Consider the following 20,380-nt stretch of genomic DNA (forward strand, 5'->3'; position numbering starts at 1 on the left):
GGTCTTCAATATCGGCACAAGACCATCAGTGGGGATAGTGTGTAAATGCCTCTTCAAGTGCAGAAACCACCGCCCGCACTCGCGCCGCCCGTTGCAGATCGGGATGCAGTACCAGCCAGATATCCACCCAGTCCTTGCTGTCCGGGAAAATCCGTACCAAATCCGGATCCTGATCCGCCAGAAACGATGACAACAGTCCGATGCCAAGCCCGTTACGGGTGGCGGAGCGCAGCAACAGCTGCGAATTACATTGCAGCACCACGTTGGGATCGATCAGCGTTTCGCCACAAAAGTCATTCCAGTGGCGCGGTACCAGTTCACGGGGGAACATCAGCAAATCGTGGCCGCGCAGATGGTCGCCCTTGAGCGGAACGCCGTGCTTGTCGAGATAGTCCTGCGTGGCATACAGACCCATTTCAATAGTGGCCATTCGTTTGATGATCAGCTCGTCGGAATCCGGTCTTGCGCCACGGATCGCCAAATCGGCGCCACGGTACGAAATATCGGAAATGTTCACCGCGGTCAGCAGGGTGACGGTGATCTGCGGATGCTGTTCACGCAGGTGCCTGAGCGCTGGAATGACGAACGCTTCGGCCATGGTATCGGTGGTGGCAATGCGCACGTTGCCACACAGGCTGTCATCACCGCTGGTTGCTTTGCGACCAATGGCCTGAACCGCATTTTCCATGTTCATCACGTCGATCAGCATTTCTTCACCCAGCGGGCTGAGTGAAAACGATTTTGGCGTGCGAATGAACAGCTTTGAGCCCAGAGCCTCTTCAAAAGCAGCGATGCGCCGGCCGACGGTGGCCTGATCAACATGGAGTTCATGCGCGGCTTTGCGTAACGTGCCGCAGCGTGCCACCGCCAGGAAGAAGCGTGCGTCATCCCAATTCATCATGTTTTTTCCTTTGTTAGCGCTTTTCCGGATCCGGCGCGGTCGGTGCTGAGGACAGCGGGCTTGACGAGCGACTTGCGCCAAAAATGAGGCATCCGTATCATAATTATTTATTATGTTTCAGGATATGAATAATTGCATCATTGAGAAGCAATTTTGCATCTTTATTTTTAACTACCAAACCTTATGCTAATCAATGCTTATGCTGTGATCTGGCGCACATTATAAGAGCCTGTCTCTACCGGGATTTCCACCTGATGGGATGCGCTCGAACTTCCCTTCTTGATTGGACATTAAACCATGGAGTCTCACGCAGAAAACTTGTACACCCCGGTTGCTCTGGCGACCGCGGATGGTGTCAGCGTTGCCGTTTCTTCCGACCACAAAACCGCACGGACCAATAATGCGGATGGGATTATTCAGGCGCTGGCAGCACGTGACATTCAACATATCTTTCTGGTCCCCGGCAAACTGATCTATCCCCTGATCAAATCGATAGAAGGTTCGGCCATTGCCGGCATCGTTGGCGCCCATGAAACCGCCTGTGGTTTCATGGCCGATGGTTACGCCCGTGCCAGCCGCAAATTCGGCGTCTGTCTGGGGATTTCCGGCCCTGGCACCATGAATTTTCTGCCGGCGATGGCAGCGGCGCAGGCGGATAAAATCCCGGTGCTGTATCTGGCTGGCGGCATCGCCACCCACCATGAAGCGCAGGGGGCATTCCAGGACGGTAGCAACAGCGGCATCGACGAGTTGACCATCGTCAAACCCTTGCTATCTGCGGCGATCGAAGTAAAAAACAACCTGACCTTGCCGCATGAACTGCGCCGCAGTCTGTCGTGCCTGAACGGTCAGCGCAAAGGCCGTGCCTACCTCAGCGTGCCGGTGGACATGCAGCAGCGACCATGGAGTGAGGTTGAACGGCCTGCCTCGTCGCATGCGCCGGTGTGTCGTGAAACGGCGGTGGATCAAGCGGCGCTGGATGGCATTCTGGACGATTACCTGCTGCGCGGCCTGAATATCGCCTGTCTGGTCGGTAGCCGGGTAAACAATCCGCAAGACGCTGCACTGCTGCTGCGGGTAGCGGAAAAGTACCAACTGCCGGTTGCGACTACCCTGGGCGGAAAGGGCGCATTCCCCGAGGGCCACCCGCTGGCGTTGGGACTGTACGGCTTTGCCGGCCACACCCGCGCAGTGGAGACGCTCAATGGCGATGAGGTCGATGTGCTGTTGGTGCTGGGCTGCGATCTCGGACAGCGTGACAGTTTGAACTGGAGTGCCAAATTGCACGGTACCAAAACGCTGGTGGTGATCGACGAGGATTTTGACAAGGCCAGTTTCCATTACCAGCCGGACGTGCAGATCTTTTCCAGCCTGAGCGGATCGTTGCAACGGCTGCTAAATGCGGTGGCGGATGACGATGCTCATCTGGCCGGTATCATTAAACTGCGCATGCAGTGGATGGAGCACGTCAGTCGGCTGCCGCTTGAGTTGCCGCTGCCGGATCTGCCGGCGCGCACCGTAAAAGGCGAAACTGCACTCTACCCCGGCGACGCCATCAAACGCCTGCGCAGCCACTTTGCGCCGGATGTCAACGTGGTGGTCGATTCCGGCGCGCACCGCATCTTCATGGCGCACCACTGGCAGAGCAACGGCGGCGGTGATTATCACACCTCCAGTTCTCTGGCGCCGATGGGGTGGGCGATTTGTGCCGGCATCGGCATCAAGCTGGCGGCACCGCAGCGCGATTGCCTGGTAGTTACCGGCGACGGCTGCATGTTGATGCACGGCATCGAAATCCAGACGGCGGCGCGTTATCGGGTCAAGATGACCTTTGTGGTGATGAATAACTGCGCACATGGCGCGATGCATATTGATACGTTGCAAAATCGAGGTATATCCGCCGATTATACCGCATTACCGAATCATGACTGGCAGGCGTTTGCCAATAGTCTGGGCGTCGCGGCGGCCAGGGCCACGACGCTGGATGAGCTGGATCGGGCGCTGGCAACGGCTGCTGAACATGACGGCCCGTATCTGATTGAAATGATGGTCGGTAATCATGCGGTGCCAAATCGCTACTATGCCGAGAGCGTCGTAGAATACCAACGGCGCATCGAGGGCGTGGCCCAAATCGCTACTATGCCGAGAGCGTCGTAGAATACCAACGGCGCATCGGAGGCGTGTAATGGCTGCGGCCCAAATCGCTACTATGCCGAGAGCGTCGTAGAATACCAACGGCGCATCGGAGGCGTGTAATGGCAGTGGCCGCCCGAGTTGCATGTGTCGGAGGGCGGTCAGCAACGGTAGTTTGTTGCATACCCCGTTGCGTCAGGGTGTTTTCATCAATAACGATCACGGAGCGATAATCCCATGTATAAGGCATTACTACTGGCAATAACCTGCGCGGCTTGCGGCAATGCGTTGGCAGCAGACGAACACGGCGAGGGAATCAGCAAGGAAACGCTGCTGAAAACCGAAACATCCTGGGAGGGCACACCGTACGGGCATTATCCCGCCGGTGCGCCGCAAATCACCATGCTGAAGGTGACGGTGGCGCCCAATAAGGTATTGGCCTGGCATACGCATCCGTGCATCAGCGCGGTGCATATGACCGGTGGCAGCGTGTCACTGACGGTGGAAAAAACCGGCGTAAAAAAAACCTTTACGCAGGGTGACTCCTTTACCGATACGGTAGATATTGTTCATCAGGGCGTTGCGGGAGACAAGGGCGCGGAAATGCTGGTGTTCTTCGCCTGTGCGGATAACCGGCCGCTAACGGTCAGCGCTGGGAAATAGCCGGCTAATTCAGGGTGTTGCGGTCTTTTACGGGCCGCTATCAGAGGGTGTTATGGTAGCTTTATGGATGTTGGTCGCCAGCGTGTTTTTTGCGCTGATGGGGGCTAGCATAAAACTGGCGTCGGTGAAGGTGGGATTTTTCGAGATCGTTTTCTACCGTTCGTTTATTAATGTGCTGATCGTTGCAGCGCTGATTAAAATCAAAAATCTGGGATTCCGCACGCGCCATTTGGGATTGCATATGAAGCGTGCGGCCATCGGTAATGCGGCGATGTATTGCGGTTTTTATTCACTGATTCATTTGCCGATCGCCACCGCCACCACGCTGGGTTACACCAATCCGATTTTTCAATCGGTGATTACCTTTGTTACCGCCAAGGGGCAGCTGACCGGCAGGCTGCTGTTTTCAGTATTGTTGGGGTTTGTCGGCATTCTGGTGCTGCTGCGGCCTGATGTACCGCACGGTGCCTATGCCGCTACGCTGATCGGTTTGCTTTCCGGCCTGTTGACCGCGCTGGCATATTTCAACGTCGGTAAACTGGTGCGTACCGGCGAGCCTGAACTGCGGGTGGTGTTTTATTTTTCACTGGTGGGTACGCTGGTCGGGGTGGTAATGACCGGCGCCATCGGCTTTAGCGCGCTGGATCTTGCCACCTTGCTGAACGTCTGTGCGATCGGCGTGTTCGGCAGCCTGGGGCAGATCACCATGACCCGCGCTTATGGCAGCGGCAACCCGGTGATTGTCAGTATTCTTTCATACAGCACCATTATCTTTTCTACCTTGCTCGGCTTCCTGCTGTTTAATGAAAAACTCTCCTCTATCGCCGCTGCGGGCATGGCATTAATCATCCTTTCTGGCGGTTTGGCTATCGCACGACGCCCGTCGGCAAAGACGCGCAAGTCAGAGGCGGTACAGCCGTGATTGAAATAAGCGTGGCTAAAGTATTATTGTTTATATCTTATGCTTATTTTTTCCAAGGTAAGCCGTGCTTATCGAACAACGACGGTATCGTCCAAGTTTGATAGCGTTTATCATAGTTGGCATTAATGCTTCTTGCGGCATGCAATATTGAATCACCGTGATGCATTCTTGGCTATTTTGGCTGTTATTCCAGAACGGTATGATGAGCGCGTTTCCTGATGCAGTTTGGTTTTCAGGGTTGCGCGTTTATCAAGGCTTAGCGCCTTGCTTGTTTTGGGAGTGAGTAATGTCTGCAAGTTTGGCCGTTGATGAAACCGCTAAAGCGAACTCGGTGACGTCGCATTTTGCTATTCTGCTGTTTTTAGCGCTGGCGCTAATGTCGGCATTGTTGAACAGCAGTGCACCGACACCGCTTTATCCGCTTTATCAACAGCAGTTGGGGCTGACGTCGGTCAGTCTGACCATGATTTACGGCGCTTACGCCGCCGGCGTGCTGATTTCGCTGTTTGGCGTTGGCAATATGGCCGGCAAGGTCAAGGATCTGCGCAGTATGATCGTCCCGGCACTGTTGATGGTGTTGGCCGGAGCGCTACTGTTTACGCTGGCGGATTCGTTTTGGATGATGTTTATGGCGCGTCTGCTGGCCGGGGTGGGTACCGGGGCGTTGACCGGTGCGGCCAATATCGCGCTGGTGCGTTTTGGGCCAAAGGACGGTGGCAAGAATGCGGCATTGATTGCCACGCTGTCATTCACCATGGGCCTGGCGCTGGGGCCGATTTTCAGCGGTGTGGCGCTGCAAACCGGGTTCCATACCACCTCGCTGCCGTTTGTCATTATCATGGTGGTGGCCGCAGCGGCTGTCCTGGGTGTGATGCTCAAATGGCCGCGTGATGTGGTGATTGTGCCGGTGAACGGTGAGCCGGTGGCCGCAGCTGAAGTGGAAAAAAGCGGCTTGGCCGATGGTCTGCGCGCTACCGGTAGCAAGTTTTTCCTTTGTGCGGGTGCGTTGTTTATCTGCTGGGCGGTGGCGGCCAGTATTCTGGCGATTGGCCCGAGTGTGGCAGAGAACCTGTTGGGTATGCACAGCCGTGGCATGTACGGCTATGTGATTGCGGTATATTTGCTGATTGCGGGTATCAGCCAGATCCTGAGTCGCAGAATCAATGCTCGTCACTCGTTGATGTTTGGCTGTCTGGCACAGGCGCTGTCGGTGGTGGTATTCGCTGAAGCGATACATATCCACTCGCTGGGGCTGGCTGGTGCGGGCATGGTGATTGCGGGTTATGCGTACGGTGCGATCTTTGTCGGCAGCGCGACGCTGGTAAATCTGATTTCACCCAAATCCAGCCATGCACGATTGATTTCGCTGTTTTATGTGATTGCTTATATTGCCAACTGGGTGCCAATCCTGTTGGGAGTGGTTATCGACCAGGTGAGTTTGCTCCTGGCGGTTAACCTGCTATTTATGGTCAGTACGGTAGTTTGCCTGGCATTAAGTGTGCTGGTAACGCGAGCGGGCTTCCCGCGCTGATAACGCGTTTTGAGGTAACCGTACGACTGACGATTTCCCTGGTGTTGTTGTGTGTCATTTCCAGCGTGCTTGCACGCTGGTTTTTTTTTGTGATTAACCCTCCGATTTTGAAAACACTCTTTCTCTCGTTACATTAATTTAGTGATGTTAATCACAAAATAACCGACGATTTCGAGTAAACTGCGCGCTTTCTTCTTTGCGAGTCGGTTTTATGAACGTTATTTTTGCCATTGCCGTTACCACCGGCATCCTGTCCGGCATCTGGGGATGGGTTGCGGTGAGTCTGGGGTTGATCGGCTGGGCCGGCTTTCTGGGCTGTACCGCCTATTTCGCCTGTCCGCAAGGCGGGCTGAAAGGGCTGGCGATTTGCGCGCTAACCTGCTGCAGTGGCGTATTTTGGGCGATGGCGATTATTCACGGCAGTGCGCTCGATCCGGCCTGGAGTCTGCTGGGGTATGCATTGACCGGCGTGGTGGCGTTCCTGATGTGTATTCAGGCCTACCAGCAGTGGTTGGGTTTTGTGCCGGGTACCTTTATTGGTGCCTGCGCCACCTTCGCCGGCGACGGTAACTGGCGCTGGGTGACGCTGTCGCTGCTGGTGGGGCTATTGTTCGGTTATGCAATGAAGAACAGCGGGCTGTGGCTGGCGGCGCGTGGGCGCCAATGCGCCGCGTCAACCCCGACGACGCTTGAGAAGAACGGCGGCGACGTCTAGATGGGGTGGCCGACTTTTTAGCCAATAATCCGATGGCCGCATGGCGATTTTATTGTCTATAGTTAGCAAACGGTGATTTTTTAATAAAGGAGAACGGCACAATGGCGATTAATCCGGACGAAAATCAAACCACGCTTGACGACGATCTGCGTATGTTGACCGATACGCTGGAAGAAGTATTGAAATATTCCGGCGATCGCGCCGATCAGGCCTATATCGACATCAAAACCCGCGCGGAGCAGGCGCTGAAAGACGTAAAGTCACGCCTGTCCGGCGCATCTGAAACCTATTATGCTCGTGCCAAACAGGTAGCTTACCGTGCGGATGACTATGTGCGTGACAAACCCTGGCACGGCGTTGGATGCGGGGCAACCATCGGCTTGGTGCTGGGACTGCTGTTGGCACGCAAATAACCTGATTGATAGCCGGTAGCGCCTGACGTCGGCAACTGGCGCCAGAACCGGGTATCTCGTTCCAACAGGCAGCTTTGCCATCAACCTCAAACCGCCTTCCATGGCGGTTTTGTTGGTTTATGCGCTTTGCTGTTGCCCGCTTTTTTGCGCGTTGCCCAGCTTGATCTCCACCTGATGGTGTGCGCCGTCGTCGCTGAGCGGGATGGTGGCATCGGGCTGTCGTTCACCGTCGACCATCACCTGCGTTTCAGCGTCGCCCTGGCTTAGCGTGATGTGATACTCACTGTTGCCTTCCCGGTAGTCAATGGTCACGCTGGACCAGTCGGCGGGCAGGCGCGTGTCGATGCTCAGGGCATTGCCGCAGCGTTTCAGACCGAGTAACGATTCGACGATCAGCCGGTACATCCAGCCGGCGGAGCCGGTATACCAGCTCCAACCGCCGCGGCCGACGTGGGGTTCGACGGCATAAATGTCGGCGGTTACCACATATGGCTCCACCTTGTAACGCTCGGCGGCGGCGCTGTCGAGACTGTGGTTGATTGGGTTAATCAGGGCCATCAATTCCCATGCGCGTTCAAGGTTGCCCATTTCGGCGAACGCCATCACCGCCCACACCGCGCCGTGTGTATACTGGCCACCGTTTTCGCGCACCCCGGGCAGGTAACCGCGAATGTAGCCGGGGTTGGGCCCGTTGCCGTCGAACGGCGGCGTCAGCAGTTTGATCAACCCGGCGTCTGTATCAACCAGATGACGATCGAGGGATTGCATCGCCTGCTGGCTGCGCGCCGGCTCACCACCTCCCGACAGGATCGACCAGCTCTGGGCGATGGCATCGATTTTACATTCGTTCGCTGAATGCGAACCGAGCGGTTCCCCGCTGTCGAAATAGCCACGGCGATACCACTCACCGTCCCAGGCGTGATCGTGCAGATTTTTCTTCAACGTTGCGGCCTGTTCGCGACACAGGGTTGCCAGTTGCCGATCGTCACGCCGTTCCGCCAGCCTGCCGTAGCGCTGCAAAATATGGAACAGGAAGAAGCCCAGCCAGACGCTTTCCCCACGCCCCTCCAGCCCGACCATATTCATGCCGTCGTTCCAGTCGCCGGCACCCATCAGCGGCAGGCCGTGCTCGCCAAAGGTCAGGCCATGCTTCAGCGCCCGCGCGCCGTGTTGATACAGCGTTTCCTTTTCGCTGCTGGCGGTCGGCTGTTCATACGCAGACTCTTCACCCGGCGCCAGCTGGCGTGCCTGCAGATATCCGATCTCTTCCTCCAGAATGCTATCGTCTTGCGTGGTATCGAGATAATGACAGATTGCCAGCGGCAGCCACAGATAATCGTCGGAACAGCGGGTGCGCACCCCGTTGCCCTGCGGCGGATGCCACCAGTGCTGTACGTCTCCCTCGATAAACTGTCGCGAAGCGCACAGGAGAATCTGCTCGCGCATGCGCTGCGGCATGGCATGGCTCAGCGCCAGCGTATCTTGCAGCTGATCGCGAAAGCCGAATGCGCCGCCGGACTGGTAATAGCCGCTGCGAGCCTGAATACGGCAAGACAGCGTCTGATACAGCAACCAGCCATTGGCCAACAGGTTGACCGCCGGGAGCGGGGTCTGGATCTGCACTTTGCCCAACAGTTGTTTCCAGTGCTGCTGAACCTGTTGCAACTGCTCTTGCAGCGCATCTTCATGCAGGTAACGGCGCAGCAGAGCGTCTGCTTCATCGGCGTTTTGCCCCAGCCCGAGGACAAACACAAAGCTGCGCTGATCGCCATCGATCAGGCCGATCGCCGACTGCACCGCGCCGCACGGATCCAGCCCGGCACCGACCTTGCCGGACAGCCGGCGCAGTTTCAGCACCGCCGGATCGGCCAGCGAGCCGTTACGGCCGATAAATTCGCGCCGATCGCCGGTAATCGAGCAGTGTGCGCCGGTCACGCCGAAGAAGGCGGTGCGTTCGGAACCGCTGCTGCCGTAGTGGTTGGTGGCCAGGATCCCCAGGCCATTTTCCAGCTCGACGCCGCGGGTTACCAGATGCATGGCGGATTTTTGCCGCAGGTCTCCGAGCACCCATTCCATGTAGCCGGTGGCGGACAGTTTGCGCGTACGGCCGGAGTTGTTGGTCAGCGTCAGCAGGAACAGTTTTACCGGTGCATCCTTGGCCACCAGCACGCTAAGCTGGCTGTCGATGCCGGTTTCACGGTGTTCAAACACGCTGTAGCCAAAGCCGTGACGCGTTAGATAATGGCCACGACCGCTGGCGGGCAGGGGGGTTGGTGACCACAGGTGGCCACTTTCTTCGTCGCGCAGGTAAAATGCTTCGCCGCTGCGATCGCCAACCGGATCGTTATCCCATGGCGTCAACCGATATTCATGGGCATTTTCATACCAGGTATACCCCTGACCGCTTTCCGAAATCACCGTGCCAAACATCGGGTTGGCAATCACGTTGCACCAGGGGGCCGGCGTAACCTTGCTTTCATTCATTGCAATCAGATATTCGCGACCATCCTGCGTGAAACCACCGAGCCCGTTAAAAAATTGCAAGTCGTTGAATGACGGTAATTGTGGCGTATGCAAATTGCGCTGTGGTTGGTCTTCCAGCGTCAGTTTGGCAGAGGCATGGGTGGGGGCCAGCGGCTGTTGCAGGGTCTGCGGCATCTGCAGCCGCTGGTTGAGTTGTTCGGTCAGGCCGCCGCGACGATCGTCGAGATACACGCGCGCCACGCTGAACAGCAAGGTGCGATCTTCCTGCGACATATGCTCGCTGGTGCGTACAAAAATACCGCCCGGTTTATCGGTTTGTGGCTCCAGTCCGGCGGCGATCAGCCCCATTATCTGGTTTTGCAGCTCCTGACGATAACCTCCGGCGTCTTCGTTGAGGATCACCAGATCCACCCGCAACCCTTTCAGCCGCCAGTAGTTGTGTGCCTGCACCAATTGCTGCACCAGACCGATATTGTCGCTGTCGGTTACCGTCAGCAGCACGATCGGCAGATCGCCGGAGATCGAATGGCCCCACAGACCGGATTGACCGCGCCGGTTGTTGATGATGTCACTGCTGGCAGCGCGCATTTCCTGCGTTGGGAAGATCACCGCGCTGGCCAGCCGATTGAACAGATTTGCGTCCTCCTCGTTGGCATTGATCTGGCGCAGCACCACCTGGCTGTGTGACCAGGCCAGCTCGAAGATACGATCGGCCAGATGGCGGTCGCGGTATTTTTCCAGCATCGCCAGGCTGGCGGCGCGGTCTTCACATACACCATAAAAAATATCCAGCGTCAGTGGCACGTTCGGTTCCAGTTGCACCCGCTGGCGGATGGCGATAATCGGGTCGATCACCGGGCCGGCGGTGTTGCTCAGCGGCTCGCTCTGGTGCATGACCTGCGGGCTGGCCGGCGAGCGGCCGCGACCAAGGAATTTGGCGCGGTCGGTTTCGAACGAAGCCCGGCTGCCTTGACCCTGCACCGTCATCATGTGCAGCAGCCATGGCGATTTGTCTTTCGGCTCGCGCGGGCGACGATGACACAGGATAGCCTCCTGCTCCGGCAGCAGTTCGGTTTGTACAAACAGATTGCTGAACGCCGGATGCGCCAAATCGTTATTGGCCGGAGCCAACACCACCTCGGCGTAGGTGGTGACTTCCAGCGTGCGCGTTTGCTTGCCGCGGTTGATTAGCGTCAGGCGGCGCAGTTCGATGTCATCTTCCGGTGACACCACCACTTGCGTTTTAATCTGTATTGAACCCTGGCTGCGCTGAAACTCTGCCCCGGCGTCGTTGAATACCGCACGATAGTTTTTTGCCGCGCCGCCGATCGGTTGCCAGGTATTGCTCCAGACTTCGCCGGTCTGGGTGTCACGCAGGTAGCAGAAGGCGCCCCAGTTATCGCGCGTGCCGTCTTCGCGCCAGCGGGTCAGCGCCAGATTTTGCCAGCGGCTGTAGCTGCCGCCGGCCTGTGTCAGCATCAGATGATAGTTGGCATTGGACAACAGCTGCACTTCCGGGATCGGCGAGTCGACGCGGCTGAACTCGCGCGCGCTGAAGCTGGCCGGTTTGAGCGTTCCCTCGTGGGTTTCAAAGTGCCGGCGGGTACTGTAAAGCTCGACGGCGTCCGGCACCCGCTCCTGTAACAGTAAACGGGTGGCCTGAAATGCAGGATACTGCGCGAAGCGTTCCACCATCGGCGCGTCCAGCAGCAGGTGCGACAACGCCAGGAACCCCATACCCTGATGGTGCGCCATATAGGAACGAATAATCACGTACAGTTGACCGCGGCTCAGGCGTGAGGTGGTGTAATCGAGCGCTTCGTAAAAGCCGTAACGCCCTTTGGCGCCGTTCTTTTCCAGCGCCAGCAGGTTGTTGCAGGCGCTGTCGGGATCGACGATCAACGCCATCAGGGTCGCATAGGGCGCAATTACCATGTCGTCGCCCAAACCGCGCCGCAGGCCGAGACCCGGTACGCCAAAGGCGTGATATTGATAGTTTTGCTGGGCGTCAAAGCCAAAGTAGCCTGATTCGGAAATGCCCCAGGGTACGCCACGCTCCTTGCCCCAGGCGATTTGCCGTTCTACCGCGGTGCGGCACATTTGCACCAGCAGCGTGTCGGGATAGGCAGGCATCACCAACTGCGGCATCAGGTATTCGAACATCGAGCCGCTCCACGACATCAGCGCCGGTTCGTTGTCGATCAGCGTGAACAGGCGGCCCAGTGCAAACCAGCTGCGCTGTGGCAACTGATTGGTGGCGATGGCAACGTAATTGGTCAGACGGATTTCCGACGCCAACAGATCGTATTTACCACTATCGGCGCGATTGAGATCGCAGTTGAAACCGACGGTCAACAAGTGTGTGGCGGTGTCGTACAGGAAATGGAAATCCATCTGTGCCATCTGTTCCAGCCGCTGCTGCAACTGCAGCAACTGACTCAGCCGCTGGCTGGCCAAAGCGCTGGCGGTGGCCAATTGGGTTTGCTGTTCCGCTGACAGGGTCAACTGCCGTGGCGGGTTGGCCAGCCAGTGAAGACTGGGGAGCTGCTCCAGTTCCGGCATGCTGTCGCTCAGCCAGCTGAACCACTGCGCCCATTCGTTGCACAGATCGTTAAGCTGCTGATGCAGCGCGCCGGCCCAGCGCCGGGTATCTTCGTCATGGCTCAGCGCCGCTTCCTGCAAGCTGTTGCAGGCATGGCGCATGGCATTCAGTTCACCGAACAGCGCGGCGGGGTGGGCATGGTGCGCCTGTTGCCAATGTTTGCGCAGTTTATGCAACGCCTTCGGCGCCGCGTCGGCCCATTGCAGTTCAAGCAGTTCGAGCGTGTCTTCCAACCCGTTCAACACGCGCTGCGGATCGATGACCGGTTGGTGCATCAATGCCGGCAGGCCGGCGCTCAGCGTCAGTAAATGGCCCGCCAGGTTGCCGCTGTCAACGCTCGACACATAGCGCGGGTTCAAGGGCTCCAGCGTACGGGTGTCGTACCAGTTGTAAAGGTGGCCGCGATAATGCTCCATGCGATCCAGCGTGTTCAACGTCAGTTCGGTGCGTTGCAGCGCGGCGCTCAGCGTCAGATAGCCAAAGTCATAGGCGGTCAGGTTGGCCAGCAGCGATAGGCCGATATTGGTTGGAGACGTGCGGTGTGCTACCACCGGCTCTGGTGTTTCCTGAAAATTGTCCGGCGGCAGCCAGTTTTCCTGTTGATTGACAAAGGTGGCGAAAAATGCCCAGGTTTCACGGCTGGTGCGGCGCAGGAAACGGTGTTGTTGCGGATCCAGTGCGGTTTTGCTGCGCTGCGGCGTTTGGCTGAGGAAATACAGCAGATAGGGGGCCGCTAGCCACAGTGCGGCAAACGGTACGCTAATCAATAGTGCCATCGGATTGTACAGCGTGGTGAGCGTCAATAGCAGCAGCCCGGCGAACGGGTTACACCACATCGTGCGGTAGAAGTTCTCCCGTGTAACCTGCACTCTGCCCTGCGTCTGGTCAAAACTGGTCCATTCTTGCAGCTTGCGCCGACTAACCAGCAAGCGCCACAGGGTCACGCCGATGGCCTGCAGACTGTAGGCGGCTTCATGCGGCAGCGTCGCCAGCCGCAAGCCGACCTGCGACAGTCGGCGTAGCGCGCCCTGCAGCACCAATTGTCCATGTTGCAGCATCGGTCGTCGTGCCGGTTTGCGGATTGCGTCCTGTAACAGCGCCAATGCGGTCGGTAATAGTAGAATCAGCAAAAATACCGTCAGCCAGTAAAGGGTGTCCGGCAGCCAGACAAAGCCGCAGAACAGCAAAATCAGCAGGCTGGGCGCCACCAGGCTGCGACGCAGGTTGTCGAACAGTTTCCAGCGCGACAGGGCGCTAAGCGGATTGGCGACCCGCTTGCCTCCTTCGGTAGCGACGCGTGGCAGTAGCCAGTTGAGTAATTGCCAGTCGCCGCGGATCCAGCGTGAGCGTCGCGCGACGTCGACCAGATAGTTGCTGGGATACTGCTCGTACAGCAGCACATCGCTCAGCAGGCCGGAGCGGGCGTAGCAGCCTTCGAGCAAGTCGTGGCTCAGCACCAGGTTTTCTGGGCAGGTGCCTTTCAGGCTGTGGGAGAACACATCGACGTCGTAAATGCCCTTGCCGACGAACGAGCCCTCGCCGAACAGATCCTGATAGATATCCGACGCCATCAGGGTGTAAGGATCGTTGCCGGGGATGCTGCTGCACAACGCGGCATATCGCCCCTGACCGTAACGGGGGATCTCCTCCGCCATGCGCGGTTGCAGGATGGCGTAGCCCTCCACCACCCGCTGCTGGTTGGCATCATACTGCGGCTGGTTGAGCGGGTGCGCCATGGCGGCAATCAGCTGGTGAGCGCAGTCGCGTGGCATGACGGTGTCGCTGTCGAGGGTAATAACGTACTTGACGTTTTTCAGCACCTCTTTGCCTTCGCCTATCTGCACGCTGAACGCATTGTCGCGATTACGCAGCCAGTCATTTAGCGCATTCAACTTCCCGCGTTTGCGCTCATAGCCCATCCAGACGCCCTGTTGCTGATTCCATTGGCGATCGCGGTGGAATAAGAAGAAATGACTCGGGCCCTCGCTGGCATAGCGGGCGTTCAAGGCGGTCATCTGTTGGCGCGCATAATTCAGCAACTGCTCGTCTTGCGGGTGTCGGGCCTGTTGGTGATCGTTAAAGTCGGTGAGCAAGGCAAAGTGCAGATGCTTCATCGCATTGCCCAGATAACAGACCTCGAGGGCATTGACCAGCTTGTCAATGGCGTCTTTGCTGCCGATCAGCGTTGGAATGACCACCAGGGTGCGGAACTCGGCGGGGATACCGCAGGAAAAATCGAGCCTCGGCAGCGGTTGTGGCGTTCGACTACGGGTGGTTACCTCGCTTAGTACGTTCAGCACGAATTGACTGATGACGATGGCCAGAGGCAGCAGCAGCAACGTTAGCCCCAGCCAGCCGACGCCGCTGTTATGGCTATGGCGCAACAGCACTGCGCAGCAGGCGGTGGCCAGTAGGCTCAGGCTGCCGAGCCAGGATAGCAGCGGCGCCTGGTTCAGGGCGTGGCGCAGGCGGGTAATGCGGCCGAGACGCACCTCGAGCTGCTGTTCCAGTTCCGGCCTGCCATCGTCAATCAGGAAATAACCGATATGGTGACTGCGCGGATCGCTGGCGGGATCTTCGGCTGCGGCTTGTGCCATGTTCAATACATGCTGTGCCACTTCTACTTCATTGCGCGCGCAATGCCGCGCCAGCATTTCAATCACGTGACGGTACTGGTCGCGGGTGTCAAAATGCATGATCGGATAGACGCCGGCCGGATCTTCGCGCAGGGTTTGATCGACCTGACTCATGGTTTCAACAAATTCGGCCCAGTCCATTTCGCTCAGTTGGCGCAGCCCCGAAATACTGTTGCTGACCGACAGCTGACTGACCGCCAGTTGCTGGTTGAAGCGATGGATCAATTCATCGGAGGTCAGGCTGACTTCAGCCAGGCGCTGTTCGACCCAGGTCAACGGCAGTGCCAGCATGGTACCGTGACCTTGCAGACGTCGCACCAGTTCAGCCACAAAGGCGCTGGTGCGTGGGGGGTTGGAGCGCGCCATATCGGCGATCACCACGATCAGGTTGGCGGGATCGTTTTCTGCCGCTTCCTGCATTTTATTCACCCAACTGTCGGCCAGGTTGCGTTCCTGCTGCGCCTGTGCCACTTCAACCGCTACGCGGCGCAGATTTTCAATCAACGCCAGACGCAGCATGCCTGGCAGCGCCCACAGCTCGCCAAGCGTCAGGTTGGCCTCTTTTTGATAAGCGGCGATATAGCGCGTCAGGGTTTCTGCATCCCAACGTCCGTCGCCATGGGCGATGGCCTCGGTGGCGACGTCATAAATACGTGGGCAGTGGTGTGGTGCAGCTAACTGCGGCAGTCCACGTCCAAAGTTTTTCGGCAAATGGTGGCGTACCACGCGGATCTGCTCTTCGATTAGATAATAATTATCCAGCAACCATTCACCAGCCGGGGTCATACTGGTCTTTTTGCCGTTGCTGAGCTGGTGGCAGCTTTCGGCCAAAACCCGCTCATTGTCGTCCAGCCGTTTCAACAGATAGTAAGGGGATTTTCGCGTCGCCAGCTTGTGTGACCGCGCCAGCCGCTGGCCGTAGCGCTCCATTTGATCGACGGAAAACAGTTCCGCCTTGATGTTGCCGGCGTGGTTGTTCGACGCGGCCGATGGGCGCCGGCTAACGGTAGATTGACGGTTTTTACCTTTTTGTCGTTTATTTAACCAATTGATTAGTTTTTCTTTCACACAAAAGCTCCTTACATCTGACCCAAAGGACAGCCGGTGATCACCGCTGGGAGAGAGCGAGCATCCTGATTTCAGCACCAGTAAGATCTGGTGATAGCTCACTACGGGCAGGAACATACCCATTCAGTATAGTCACAGAATGCTGGATTGGCGTTTTTTTGCGCTAAAACTTTAGGTTTTATAATCAATTGCATCGGGAGGGTAGGCGCCGGCAGTTAGGATTTTTCCGCCCGCGAGGAGGGATTTACCGTATAATTCCTTACATTGCGTTTGGTTAATGAGGTAATGGTGGAACAACTTTCAGCGTTGCTGCGGCGGTTACGTCAGCAGCTTGAACAGAATTTGCCCTCAGAGCCTGGATTTCGGCAATTTTCCCTACCTGTTCCGCAGCGGCTGAGCGATAGCCTGCTGGAGTGGCTAGCGGCACAGCCGTGCTTCCCACAGTTTTATTGGCATCATCGCGAACAACATGAACAAGCAGCGGTGTGCGGCGCACTGCGCCAATTTGCCGACCCGAGAACGGCGCAGGCGTTTTTGCAGCGTCACCCGCAGGCCCGCTTGTGGGGGCTGAATGGTTTTGACGCCAGTGCCATGCTGATTTTACCGCGGCTGGAGATTTTGACGCGCGGCAACCGAACCGAACTGACCCTGAACCTGTTTTCTGATGTGGCGTTGGATCAGGACGCGCAGGCGGCCATCGGCGTATTGACGTCGCTGCGGGCGGCATTGCCCATTATGCCGTTGCAGGTTGAGGTGCTGGAGGTACGCCACCGGCCGGACTTCAGCGGTTGGGAAAGCATGCTGCAACAGGCCTTGAGCGCCGTTGAACGCCAGCAAATGGACAAAGTGGTGTTGGCGCGCAATACCCGTCTGACGCTGGCACAGCCGCTGTCAGCACCGGCGCTGATGGCCGCCAGTCGCCAGGTCAATCACCACTGCTACCATTTCATGATGCGCTTTGCCGCCGATTCGGCGTTTCTCGGATCCAGTCCGGAGCGACTGTACCAACGGTGCGGCGTGCGGTTGCTGACCGAAGCGCTGGCGGGCACCGTTGCCAGTCATCAGGACGATCAGCAGGCCAGGTTGCTGGCTCAGTGGTTGCTGGGCGATGCCAAAAATCAGCATGAAAACCTGCTGGTGGTCGACGATATTTGCCAGCGCCTGCAAGGCGGCGCCCGGGCGGTAGATGTACTGCCGCCGGACGTTGTGCGTTTGCGCAAGGTGCAGCATTTACGGCGACGTATTGAAGGACAACTGCATGCGGCCGACGATGCGGACTGCTTGACGCGCCTACAGCCCACGGCGGCGGTCGCCGGTTTGCCACGTCAGGCGGCACGCGCGTTTATTATGGCGCATGAGCCTTTTTCCCGCGGCTGGTACGCCGGGTCGGCCGGCTATCTGTCCTTGGCCCAGTCAGAATTCTGTGTGGCGTTGCGCTCCTGCCAAATAGATCGACATCAGCTGCAGTTGTACGCTGGCGCGGGCATCGTCAGCGGGTCGGATCCTGCCGAAGAGTGGTTGGAAATCGAAAACAAGGCCGCGAGCCTGCGTTCGCTGTTGCAGCCTGAGAGCCTGGAATGAGCGCTGTCGCCATGATTACGCGGCTGTTAACCAACTTTACTATTTTGTGATATAAATAGAGGTTTTTTGTTATTTTTTTGTTTAAAAACAAACCGTTGTTTACGCCAAAATTGATCGACAGTGGTGGTGCGTGTTCATCGCTCTACAGAGATAAATGGCGTTATTGCGCTGGCGCAATAGTTATCGTGATAACTACTTATATAATTCAGGTTAATAAATCCGGTGAAGTAACACGGTTAGCCGTTGCTAAAGCCGAGCCTCTTTTTTGACGTGTGAGCGAACTATGTCGACAAGTGTTTTTAATCGCCGCTGGGCGGCGTTGTTGTTGGAAGCGCTGGCTCGCCACGGGGTGCGGCACGTCTGTATCGCCCCGGGATCGCGCTCAACGCCGTTGACGTTGGCGGCGGCCGCGAACAAGGCCTTTATTTGCCACACGCATTTTGATGAACGCGGATTGGGCCATTTGGCGCTCGGGCTGGCAAAAGCCACCGGCGAACCGGTGGCAGCGATCGTTACCTCGGGTACCGCGGCGGCCAACCTTTATCCTGCACTGATAGAAGCCGGCCTGACCGGCGAACGGCTGGTGTTTTTGACCGCAGATCGTCCACCCGAGCTGATTGACTGCGGTGCCAATCAGGCGATCCGACAAAACGGTTTGTATGCCAGCCATCCGGCGCAGAGCATTGAGCTGCCGCGTCCGACGCCGGATATTCCCGCCAGTTGGCTGGTTTCCACCGTCGACAGCGCCATGGCGCAATTGCTGCATGGCGCGTTGCACATCAATTGCCCGTTTGCCGAGCCGTTGTACGGCGGTGACCAGCGCGAAGACGCCGACTGGTCGGACGCGCTGGGCGAGTGGTGGCATGACAGCCATCCGTGGCTGCGCCAACTGGATCCGCATCAACCACAAAAGCAGCCAGACTGGTTCTTCTGGCGGCAGAAACGTGGCGTGGTGGTGGCCGGGCGCATGAGCGCTGCCGAGGGACTGCAATTGGCGGAATGGGCCGGCATGCTGGGCTGGCCGTTGATCGGCGACGTATTGTCTCAGACCGGGCAACCGCTGCCATGTGCCGATCTGTGGCTGGCGCAGCCGCAGGCGCAACATTTATTGGACAACGCCCAACTGGTGCTTCAGTTTGGCAGCAGCCTGACCGGCAAGCGCGTATTGCAGTGGCAAGAACGATGCCGGCCGGAGGAGTACTGGCTGGTTGATGATTTGCCCGGCCGACGCGATCCGGCACATCACCGCGGCCGTCGCATTCATGCCAAAGTGGCAGAATGGCTGGATCTGCACCCGGCGCAGCCGCGCTCGCCATGGGCCGGAGAGCTGGCGGCGCTGGCAGACGACGCGCTCGATGCCGTCGCCGACTATCTGGTGAACCGGTTTGGTGAGGCGCAGGTGGCACACCGCCTACCGGAACTGCTGGCGGAAAACGGCCTGCTGTTTCTTGGCAACAGTCTGATAGTACGGCTGGTCGACGCGCTGACCCAGCTGCCGCTCGGTTATCCGGTGTTCGGCAACCGCGGTGCCAGCGGCATTGACGGGCTGATTGCTACCGCCGCCGGCGTTCAGCGTGCTACCGCTAAACCGATGCTGGCTATCGTCGGCGATCTGTCGGCGCTGTACGATCTGAATTCGCTGGCGTTGTTGCGCCAGTGCTCGGCGCCGACGGTGCTGATCGTGGTGAATAATAACGGCGGGCAAATTTTCTCGCTGTTGCCGACGCCGGAAGCCGAGCGCAACCGCTATTACTGTATGCCGCAGAACCTGGAGTTCAGCCATGCGGCAGCGATGTTCCAACTGAATTATGCGCTGGCGGAAAACTGGGGCCAGCTGCAGCAGGCGGTGGAGCAGGGGTGGCGCCACAGTGGGGCCACCCTGATTGAATTGCAGGTGCCGCCGGCCGACGGGGCTGAAACGCTGCAACAGCTGGTTCAGCAAATGGCGGCACGCTGATGCTGGCCGCGCGCGTACTGCAGCAGGGAAACGGCGATCGGCCATGGCTGGTGTGGCTACATGGCCTGCTGGGCAATAATAATGAATGGCGGGTCATTGCTTCGCGTTGCCCGCAATGGCCGTCGCTGGCGATTGATCTGCCCGGTCATGGCGAGTCGGTTAATCAGCGTTGTGATGATTTTGCCGATGTCAGTCGGCAGATCGTTGCCACCCTGCAACGGCACGGCATTGAACGATACTGGCTGGTGGGCTACTCCCTTGGCGGCCGGATTGCCATGTACCACGCCTGCCTCGGCGATAGCCATGGCTTGCAGGGCGTGGTGATCGAAGGCGGCAATCCTGGGCTGGCCGATCCGGTGCTGCGCGACCAGCGTCGGGTGCAAGATGCCGGCTGGGCTGCACGCTTTCGCCAGCAACCCGTCAGGCAGGTGCTGGCCGATTGGTATCAACAGCCGGTGTTTCGCGAAATGACCGAGGTTCACCGCGCGTCGCTCATCGAGGCACGTGCGGCAAACCACGGCCCGGCGGTGGCCGCGATGCTGGAAGCCACTTCGCTCGGTCGTCAGCCTTATCTGGTCCCTCTGCTACAGCAGCTGTCCCTGCCATTACGCGTGTTGTGCGGTGCCGACGATGGCAAATTCCAGCAACTGACGCGCGAAGCCGGCTTGCCGTTACGCACCATTGCGCACGCCGGCCATAACGCGCATCTGGCCAACCCGCAACATTTTGCCGAACAGCTTTATGATTTTCTCGTTAACCCAGGTTAAGGAACCG

General features: G+C 58.0%; 11 protein-coding genes. 9 read left to right on the top strand and 2 right to left on the bottom strand.

Features of this window, described 5'->3' with window-relative positions; all coding sequences use genetic code 11:
* Positions 1–25: 25 nt before the first annotated feature.
* Positions 26–901: a LysR family transcriptional regulator gene (locus NYE85_RS11760; protein ID WP_259004935.1), complete on the bottom strand. Its 876-nt coding sequence runs from the start codon at positions 899–901 to the stop codon at positions 26–28.
* 297 nt (positions 902–1,198) lie between these two features.
* Between NYE85_RS11760 and NYE85_RS11765 the strand changes: the two genes are divergently transcribed.
* The 6 genes from NYE85_RS11765 (at position 1,199) to elaB (ending at position 7,278) form a co-directional block, all read left to right on the top strand.
* The gene (locus NYE85_RS11765; RefSeq protein WP_259004936.1) at positions 1,199–3,058 is read left to right on the top strand and encodes a thiamine pyrophosphate-binding protein; all 1,860 of its coding nucleotides are present in this window, start codon (positions 1,199–1,201) and stop codon (positions 3,056–3,058) included.
* Positions 3,059–3,271: 213 nt separating this feature from the next.
* Positions 3,272–3,697: a cupin domain-containing protein gene (locus tag NYE85_RS11770; protein WP_259004937.1), complete on the top strand. Its 426-nt coding sequence runs from the start codon at positions 3,272–3,274 to the stop codon at positions 3,695–3,697.
* Between the two features lie 52 nt (positions 3,698–3,749).
* Positions 3,750–4,619, top strand: a complete 870-nt coding sequence (locus tag NYE85_RS11775; RefSeq protein WP_259004938.1) for a DMT family transporter — start codon at positions 3,750–3,752, stop codon at positions 4,617–4,619.
* A 286-nt stretch (positions 4,620–4,905) separates the two neighbouring features.
* Positions 4,906–6,150 (top strand): MFS transporter, encoded by a 1,245-nt coding sequence (locus NYE85_RS11780; RefSeq protein WP_259004939.1) that lies wholly within the window; start codon positions 4,906–4,908, stop codon positions 6,148–6,150.
* 211 nt (positions 6,151–6,361) lie between these two features.
* Complete coding sequence (locus NYE85_RS11785) at positions 6,362–6,865, top strand: DUF1097 domain-containing protein (protein WP_259004940.1); 504 nt, start codon at positions 6,362–6,364, stop codon at positions 6,863–6,865.
* Between the two features lie 101 nt (positions 6,866–6,966).
* Positions 6,967–7,278, top strand: a complete 312-nt coding sequence (gene elaB / locus NYE85_RS11790; protein ID WP_259004942.1) for a stress response protein ElaB — start codon at positions 6,967–6,969, stop codon at positions 7,276–7,278.
* A gap of 117 nt (positions 7,279–7,395) precedes the next feature.
* Here the strand turns inward: elaB and NYE85_RS11795 are convergent, their stop codons facing one another.
* Positions 7,396–16,068, bottom strand: a complete 8,673-nt coding sequence (locus NYE85_RS11795) for a glycoside hydrolase family 94 protein (RefSeq protein ID WP_259004943.1) — start codon at positions 16,066–16,068, stop codon at positions 7,396–7,398.
* Positions 16,069–16,353: 285 nt separating this feature from the next.
* On the opposite strand from NYE85_RS11795, the gene menF reads away from it, so the two are divergent.
* The 3 genes from menF to menH all read left to right on the top strand — a co-directional run bounded on the left by menF (position 16,354) and on the right by menH (position 20,373).
* Entirely contained in the window at positions 16,354–17,649 is a 1,296-nt protein-coding gene (gene menF / locus NYE85_RS11800; RefSeq protein ID WP_259004944.1) for an isochorismate synthase MenF, read from the top strand.
* Between the two features lie 283 nt (positions 17,650–17,932).
* A complete protein-coding gene (menD, locus tag NYE85_RS11805; protein WP_259004945.1) occupies positions 17,933–19,606 on the top strand; it encodes a 2-succinyl-5-enolpyruvyl-6-hydroxy-3-cyclohexene-1-carboxylic-acid synthase in 1,674 nt (557 codons plus the stop codon).
* Positions 19,606–20,373, top strand: coding sequence for a 2-succinyl-6-hydroxy-2,4-cyclohexadiene-1-carboxylate synthase (menH, locus tag NYE85_RS11810; protein WP_259004946.1), 768 nt, complete (start codon positions 19,606–19,608; stop codon positions 20,371–20,373). Before menD ends, menH begins: the two co-directional genes overlap by 1 nt.
* Positions 20,374–20,380 lie beyond the last annotated feature (7 nt).

It is taken from the genome of Serratia sp. AKBS12 (assembly GCF_024793895.1).
Classification (GTDB): Bacteria; Pseudomonadota; Gammaproteobacteria; order Enterobacterales; family Enterobacteriaceae; genus Serratia_F.

What these genes read in the sequence shown, in the direction of transcription:
- NYE85_RS11760 (WP_259004935.1), bottom strand. Translation starts at nt 901, where the DNA reads ATGATGAATTGGGATGACGCACGCTTCTTCCTGGCGGTGGCACGCTGC.
- NYE85_RS11765 (WP_259004936.1), top strand. Translation starts at nt 1,199, where the DNA reads ATGGAGTCTCACGCAGAAAACTTGTACACCCCGGTTGCTCTGGCGACC.
- NYE85_RS11770 (WP_259004937.1), top strand. Translation starts at nt 3,272, where the DNA reads ATGTATAAGGCATTACTACTGGCAATAACCTGCGCGGCTTGCGGCAAT.
- NYE85_RS11775 (WP_259004938.1), top strand. Translation starts at nt 3,750, where the DNA reads ATGGTAGCTTTATGGATGTTGGTCGCCAGCGTGTTTTTTGCGCTGATG.
- NYE85_RS11780 (WP_259004939.1), top strand. Translation starts at nt 4,906, where the DNA reads ATGTCTGCAAGTTTGGCCGTTGATGAAACCGCTAAAGCGAACTCGGTG.
- NYE85_RS11785 (WP_259004940.1), top strand. Translation starts at nt 6,362, where the DNA reads ATGAACGTTATTTTTGCCATTGCCGTTACCACCGGCATCCTGTCCGGC.
- elaB (WP_259004942.1), top strand. Translation starts at nt 6,967, where the DNA reads ATGGCGATTAATCCGGACGAAAATCAAACCACGCTTGACGACGATCTG.
- menF (WP_259004944.1), top strand. Translation starts at nt 16,354, where the DNA reads ATGGTGGAACAACTTTCAGCGTTGCTGCGGCGGTTACGTCAGCAGCTT.
- menD (WP_259004945.1), top strand. Translation starts at nt 17,933, where the DNA reads ATGTCGACAAGTGTTTTTAATCGCCGCTGGGCGGCGTTGTTGTTGGAA.
- menH (WP_259004946.1), top strand. Translation starts at nt 19,606, where the DNA reads ATGCTGGCCGCGCGCGTACTGCAGCAGGGAAACGGCGATCGGCCATGG.